This is a genomic window from Nocardia sp. NPDC060220 (assembly GCF_042727815.1).
Lineage (GTDB): Bacteria > Actinomycetota > Actinomycetes > Mycobacteriales > Mycobacteriaceae > Nocardia.
The window spans coordinates 1-7,219 of record NZ_JBHWZY010000319.1 but is presented as its reverse complement, the minus strand read 5'-3'; the positions used below and the strand labels follow the sequence as shown (position 1 = coordinate 7,219).

The following is a 7,219-nucleotide window of genomic DNA, read 5'->3' as shown; positions in this document are numbered from 1 at the left end:
GGTGGTCACCGCTTTCGCGCCCGATGTGTGGATCCTGGTCGTCGGCCGGGTGATCGGTGGTCTCGGTGTCGGTGTGGCCTCGGTCATCGCCCCCGCCTACATCGCCGAGACCTCGCCCGCGCGGATCCGCGGCAGGCTCGGATCACTGCAACAGCTGGCCATCGTGCTCGGCATCTTCCTGGCCCTGCTGGTGGACTACGTGCTCGCCCACCTCGCCGGTGGCGCGAGCGAGATCCTGTGGTTCGGGCTCGAAGCCTGGCGCTGGATGTTCTTGTCCATGGTGGTACCCGCCGTGGTCTACGGCGTATTGGCCTCCACGATCCCGGAGTCGCCGCGCTACCTGGTCGCCACGCACAAGATCCCCGAGGCCCGGCGCGTGCTGTCGATGCTGTTCGGTGAGAAGAACCTCGAGCTCACCATCGGCCGGATCGAGGAGAGCCTGCGCAGCGATACCAAGCCGTCCTGGAAGGACCTGCGCCGACCGGCGGGCGGGCTCTATCCCGTCGTGTGGGTGGGGCTGATGCTGTCGGTGTTCCAGCAGGCGGTGGGCATCAACGTGATCTTCTACTACTCGAATGTGCTGTGGGAGGCCGTCGGCTTCGAGGAATCCCAGTCGTTCCAGATCAGCGTGTTCACCTCGGTGGTCAACATCGCCACCACGATCGTCGCGATCATGCTCATCGACAAGGTGGGCCGCAAACCGTTGCTGCTGACCGGCTCGATCGGAATGACCGTCACCCTGGCCACGATGGCTATCTGCTTCGGCGGCGCCGACCAGCTGCCCGACGCCGAAGGCGTCATGGAGCCACACCTGACCGGTGCGCTCGGTCCGATCGCGCTGGTCGCGGCCAACCTGTTCGTCGTGTTCTTCGGCATGAGCTGGGGCCCGGTGGTGTGGGTGCTGCTCGGGGAGATGTTCCCCAACCGGATCCGTGGCGCCGCGCTGTCGCTCGCGGCGGCCGGCCAGTGGGCGGCGAACTGGGCGATCACCGTCTCGTTCCCCAGCCTGAAGACCTTCTCGCTCGGCTTCGCCTACGGAATGTACGCGGTGTTCGCGCTGCTGTCGCTGGGCTTCGTCGCCAAGTTTGTGCCCGAGACCAAGGGGATGTCGCTCGAGGACATGGACGAGGCCGCCGGCTACGAACGGCCCATCGCCAGCGCCTGACCCCGCCCGAAGCGACACCGGCTCGACCACGTCGTCACCATCGCAGTGCGGTCATCGATCACCCTTCGACCAGGAAGGCTGCGTGATGCATTCGGCCTACGGCTACCCAGCGCAGACGAACCGGGCATCGCGCGCGGTCCGCGGCGGTGAGACGGGCAACGCCCGGACCCACACGAGCGAGACCACCTCGTGGACGGTGGTCGAGGACGCCTGGAACCCGCAGCGCGCCAACTACTTCGAGACGATGTTCACCATCGGCAACGGGCGCCTGGGTACCCGTGGCTCGCTCGAGGAACGGCACACAGGGGCGTTGCCGGGCACGTTCATCGCCGGTGTCTACGACGCCTACGACTCCCCGGTCATCGATCTGGTGAACGCGCCGGACTGGCTCGACAGCGAGGTCTTCGTCGACGGTCTGCGCCTGGACACCGAGTCCGTGCAGGTGGTCGCGCATCGTCGTGCACTGGACCTGCGCAGTGGAGTCCTGCACCGCGACACCGTGTTCCGGCTGCCCAGCGGCGCGCGGGCCAGGCTGCGGACCGAGCGGTTCGCCAGTACCGCCGACCGTGATCTGTGCTGTCTGCGGATCGAAGTGACGTGCCTGGATTACGCGGGGGCGGTCACGGTGCGGACCGGTATCGACGCGAACCGGCGCAATCTCGAACGGTTGCCGACCTACCACGAACAGACGGCATTCGGCTACGAACGCAAGTGGGACAAGTGGGCCAAGTCCACGCACCTGGTGTCGGTCGGTGCGGGATTCGACGGTGAGGTCGGCGTCATCGAAAGCCGCACCATCGACAGCGGGGTCGACCTGGCCTATGCCTTCACCTGCTCGGCCGACAGCGGGCAGCGTCGCCAGCGGGTCCGCCACGACGGCATCGAGGTGCAGTGGCATTTCGACGTGGGCGCAGACGAAACCGTGCGGGTGGACAAGCTCGTCGGTATCGCCACCAGTCGCGACTATCGAGCGGTGCGCCCACCTCGGGCGCGCGCACTCGACACCGTCGCGCGCGCAGACTCGTTCGATACCGCCGCCGCGGCCAACCGGGCGGCGTGGGAGGGGATGTGGGCCGCCGCCGATTGCGAAGTGGTCGGCGACGATCGGGTGACCCAGGCGCTGCGGTTCGCGATCTATCACCTGCTCATCGCCGCGGACCCCGACGATCCGACCGTGAGCATCGGCGCGAAAGCGCTGTCCGGCGAGGGCTATCGCGGGCATGTCTTCTGGGATACGGAGGTGATGCTGCTGCCGTTCTTCCTGTTCACCCGGCCGCGCGCCGCCCGCGCGCTGCTGGGCTACCGCCACCACACCCTGCCCGGCGCGCGGGAAGTCGCCGCCGACAACGGAACCGGCGGCGCGCGCTATCCGTGGGAATCGGCCGATACCGGCCGCGAGGAGTGTCCGCAATACACCCCGGACGGGAAGGACCGTTTCTACACCCGCGAAGAAGAACTGCACATCACCGCCGATATCGCCTACGCGATCATGCGCTACGCCGCCGTCACCGGCGATGACGACTACCTGTTCGGGGAAGGCTCGGAGATCCTGTTCGACACCGCTCGATTCTGGGTGCAGCGGTGCGTCGAGGACGGCGATCGGCTCGCCATCCGGACGGTGATGGGACCGGACGAGTTCCACTCCCACGTCGACAACAACGCGTTCACGAACAGGCTGGTGCACTGGCATCTTCAGCAGGCGGCGGCGGTGTACGAACGGATGTCGCGGGAACGGCCCGAGCGGGTGCACGAGCTCATGGCCTCGATCGGGCTGGAGGCGGGTGAACCAGCCCGGTGGCTCGCCACCGCGGACCGGCTGCGGGCGCCGACCGATCCCGACTGCGGTGTCATCGAGCAATTCGACGGTTATTTCGATCGCACGGTGGTGCCCATCGTCGACTGGGACGACAACGGCATGCCGCGACTTCCGGTCGGCTACAGCCCTTTCGACTGCGAGACCACCTCGCTGCTCAAACAGCCCGATGTGGTGATGCTGCTGCACATGCTGCCCGACGAATACTCCCCGGCCACCCGGCGGTTGAACTACGAGTTCTATGAGCAGCGCACGATGCACAAGTCGTCGCTCAGCCCGTCGATCCATGCGATCGTGGGGTTGCAGGTGGGCGATTGCCGCACGGCGGAACGGTATTTCGAGCGGTCGGCGTTCGTCGATCTCGACGACAACCAGGGCAATACCGAAGAGGGAATCCACATCGCGTCGGCGGCGGGCACCTGGCAGGTCGCGACGCACGGCTTCGGTGGATTGCGCGCCGACGTCGACGGATTACGTTTCGCACCCGCGCTTCCGGCGTCCTGGCAACGGTTACGGTACGCGGTGCACTGGCGGGGTCGGTCGGTGCGGGCCGATCTCGGGCACCGGGACGCGCGCTTCGAGCTGGTCGGTGCGGGGCCATCGGTGGAGATCACGGTGTGGGGTCGGCCGGTGACACTCGAACCCGGTGTCGTGGTCGAGGTCGGGGCGCCATGACCGGCGTCTTCGACGCGCAGGCAGTGCTGTTCGATCTCGACGGCGTCCTCACCGACACCGCGGCGGTGCATCGGCGGGCGTGGTCGGCGCTGTTCACCGAGTTCTTGCCCGCCGTCGCGCCGGAAGCCGCCCCTTACACCGATGCCGACTACTTCGCGCTGGTGGACGGCAAAGCGCGTGCGGCGGGCGTGCGGTCGGTGCTCGCCTCGCGCGGCGTGAGCGTGCCCGACGGTGAGCTGGACGATCCACCCGGCGCGCAGACGGTGCACGGGTTGGGCAACCGCAAGAACGTCCGTTTCACCGAGATCATCCGTGGTGACGGTGTCGAGGTGTTCGACGGGTCGTTGCGCCTGGTCGACGCGCTCGCCGCCGCCGGTGTCCCGATGGCGGTGGTGTCGAGCTCGCGCAATGCGGTGCTCGTGCTGGACACCGCCGGCCTGCTGGGCAGGTTCACGATGGTGATCGACGGTGTGGTCGCCCACGACGAGCGCCTCGCGAGCAAACCGGCGCCCGACATGTTCCTCACGGCCGCGCGGGGTCTGGGCGTGGATCCGGTGCGCACGGTGGTGATCGAGGACGCGGTGTCGGGGGTCGAAGCGGGGCGCCGGGGCGGATTCCGGGTGATCGGGGTCGACCGGGGGACCGGCGCCTCGGCCTTGTGGGCCGCCGGTGCCGACGTCGTCGTCAGCGATTTGGCGGATCTGCTCGAAGACCAAAGGGATCGGCGCAGGTCTGCCGTGTCGGGGGAGATCTGAGTTACTCGACTTGAACTGAACGAGCTTCCGGGTCGGGCAAGTATTCACGCTCGCCGACATGCGCGCGACCGACGGACGATCCGTGGGCCGCGCCCATTAGGCTGCGGCGGCGTCACGATCATGTCAGTGTGCTTCGATCAGGTCAGTTGTCCAATAGAGCCATTACCCAGAAGGTGACCATGCACGATCAGTTCTCGTCCGGAATCGGCCGTCGTGAAGTTCTGGCAGGCGCCGCCGGTGTCGTCGCGGGCCTGTCGCTGGTGGGGCTCACGCCCGCCGCGGCGGTGCCTGCCGAAGTGCCCAAGTTCACCCCGCAGGCCGGGCGTAACGTGCGGGTGCTGGTCACCGGCGACGCGGGCACCGGCACCCGCACCCAGTGGGCGGTAGCCGACGCGGCACGCGCATTCCACGCACGCCGGCCGTTCTCGCTCGCGGTGGGCCTGGGCGACAACATCTACGACACCGGACCCAACGGGCCCGACGACGAACAGTTCGCCACCAAATTCGAGAATCCCAATGCGGGACTGGACATTCCGTGGGCGATGGTGCTCGGCAACCACGACACCAGCTCGGTGTTCCCCGGCGACGGCGGCTGGCTGGCACGCGGCAACTTCGAGGTGGCCTACCACGCGAAGTCACAGCGCTGGTGGATGCCGAGCCGCTACTACTCGGTGCGCGTGCCCGAACAGAACCCGGTCGTGGAGTTCTTCGTGCTCGACATCAACCCCCTCGCGGCCTACATCCCGCCGTTCCTCGACCCCTACTGGGCCGTCGACGGGCCGTACATGAACGAACAGCGCGCCTGGCTCGACAGCGCGCTCGCCGAGTCCACCGCGCCGTGGAAGATCGCCTGCACCCATCAGGCCTACATCAGCAACGGCCCACACGGCGACGCGGGCAACTACGAGGGCCTGCCGGTCGAACCGATCAACGGCGTGCACGCCAAGCGCTTCTTCGAAGACCACGTGCTGGGCAAGGTGTCGTTTCTGCTGTCGGGCCACGACCACACCCTGCAGGTGCTCGAACCCACACCGGCGACCAAGGGCACCCGCCAGATCGTGTCGGGCGCGGCGGGCAAGACCGCGGGCGGTCAGCCGCGGCTGACGAGCGGTGCGCACAGCGCGCTGTTCGAAACCCAGCACGAACTGGGTTTCATGGTCTTGGACCTCACCGCCGACTCGGTGAACCTGACGGTGCTCACCGTCGACCCGGCCTCGGGCGCGAGCACCGAGGTCTTCGACCGGCGACTGGGCTGAGCGCGACCGGGTGCAGAAAACGCGGTGGCGGGAGGATGATCGGTGGATGGGCTTCTACACCGACCGGATCCTCCCGCACCTCACCGACAAAGTCTGCGGCGTCGCCCAGAACGGGCCGCTGCGCGAGCGAACCTGCGCCGGGTTACACGGCGAGGTGCTCGAAATCGGGTTCGGGTCGGGCAACAACATCGGGTTCTATCCGGCCGCGGTCGAGCGGGTCAGCGGGGTCGAACCCGCCGATACCGCGTGGAAGATCGCCGCGAAACGTGTCGCGGGCAGCTCGACCCCGATCGAACGCGCGGGCCTGGACGGCCAGTCGCTGCCGTTTCCCGACGCCACCTTCGACACCGCCCTGTCGACCTTCACTTTGTGCACCATCCCCGACATCGCGGCGGCACTCGCCGAGATCGGCCGGGTCCTGCGCCCCGGCGGCACCTTGCACTTCGTCGAACACGGACTCGCGCCGGAGGAATCGGTGCAGCTCTGGCAGCATCGCCTCGACCCGATCCAGCAGAAGATCGCCGGCGGGTGTCACCTCTCGCGCGACATCGCGGGACTGATCACCGAAGCGGGTTTCGAGATCACCGAACTCGACCGGTTCTATCAGCCGGGCGCCCCGAAAGCGTGGGCGGCGTTGTCCCTCGGCGTCGCGCGTTCTTCCTGAGAACAGCTGATCACCACGATCGGACCAGCGGGGCGTCATGCTCGCGCCGCTGCCATTCGGCGGTGAGACGTCCCAGCCTCTGCGGTGCGGCGATGCTGCGCATGCCGGCGATCTTGTCCGCACGCATCTCCAGGATCGCGACGCCGAGGACTCGATCGCCGAGCGTGACGAGCACGGCCGGGCAGCCGTTGGCCACAACCGCGTGGATCGACGGCGAGCCACCGGCGAGGCGTCGCTTGGCCGGGCTCGGTGTGAAACCGGCCCGCACCGCGGTGGCCAGGCGTTGCGGGCTCGCGTAGCGGATGAGCTTCGCGGCCGAGCCGCCGACGCCGTCGGAGATTCCGGTCGCGTCGTCGGTCAGCAGCGCGACCAGCCGATCGGTGCGACCCGAGGTGGCGGCCTCGATGAACGCCTGGACGACCCGGCGGGCGGCGCCGTGGTCGATGTCGATGGTGGTGCGCGCGGCGGTGATCCGCCCTCGCGCACGGTGCAGGTGTTGCTGACTCGCCGACACGGTGAGGTCGAGGATGCCGGCGATCTCGGCATGCCGGTATGCGAAGGCCTCGTGCAGTACGTACACGGCGCGTTCGGTCGGCGACAACCGTTCCATGAGCGTCAGCACCGCCAGGGTCACCGATTCGCGCTGCTCGACGGTGTCGGCGGGCCCGAGCATCGGGTCGCCGTCGAGCAGCGGTTCGGGCATCCAGGCGCCGACCGCACGCTCGTGGCGCGCCTTCGCCGAGCGGAGCCGGTCCAGCGCCAGATTCGTGACGATCTTGGTCAGCCACGCCTCCGGCACCTCGACATAGTCGCGGTCGGCGGCCTGCCACCGCAGGAACGCGTCCTGGACCGTGTCCTCGGCGTCGGCGGCCGAGCCGAGCAGACGGTAGG

At 68.2% G+C, this 7,219-nt stretch carries 6 protein-coding genes; 5 read left to right on the top strand and 1 reads right to left on the bottom strand.

The genetic code is table 11. The features are described from left to right. The 5 genes from ACFWF3_RS17915 to ACFWF3_RS17895 all read left to right on the top strand — a co-directional run. A partial coding sequence (locus tag ACFWF3_RS17915; RefSeq protein ID WP_379314515.1) for a sugar porter family MFS transporter occupies nt 1–1,165 on the top strand: 1,165 nt, incomplete at its 5' end. Nucleotides 1,166–1,250: 85 nt separating this feature from the next. Beyond that, nucleotides 1,251–3,653, top strand: coding sequence for a glycoside hydrolase family 65 protein (locus ACFWF3_RS17910; protein ID WP_379314516.1), 2,403 nt, complete (start codon nt 1,251–1,253; stop codon nt 3,651–3,653). Continuing rightward, complete coding sequence (locus ACFWF3_RS17905; protein WP_379314514.1) at nt 3,650–4,408, top strand: HAD family hydrolase; 759 nt, start codon at nt 3,650–3,652, stop codon at nt 4,406–4,408. The genes ACFWF3_RS17910 and ACFWF3_RS17905 overlap by 4 nt, the downstream gene beginning before the upstream one ends. 179 nt (nt 4,409–4,587) lie before the next feature. Next, nucleotides 4,588–5,664, top strand: coding sequence for a metallophosphoesterase (locus tag ACFWF3_RS17900; RefSeq protein ID WP_378991866.1), 1,077 nt, complete (start codon nt 4,588–4,590; stop codon nt 5,662–5,664). 46 nt (nt 5,665–5,710) lie between these two features. After that, complete coding sequence (locus tag ACFWF3_RS17895; RefSeq protein ID WP_378991865.1) at nt 5,711–6,328, top strand: methyltransferase domain-containing protein; 618 nt, start codon at nt 5,711–5,713, stop codon at nt 6,326–6,328. A gap of 10 nt (nt 6,329–6,338) precedes the next feature. On the opposite strand, the gene ACFWF3_RS17890 is transcribed toward ACFWF3_RS17895, so the two are convergent. Then, nucleotides 6,339–7,219: sigma factor-like helix-turn-helix DNA-binding protein (locus ACFWF3_RS17890; RefSeq protein ID WP_379314513.1), on the bottom strand; the 881-nt coding region annotated here is incomplete at its 5' end.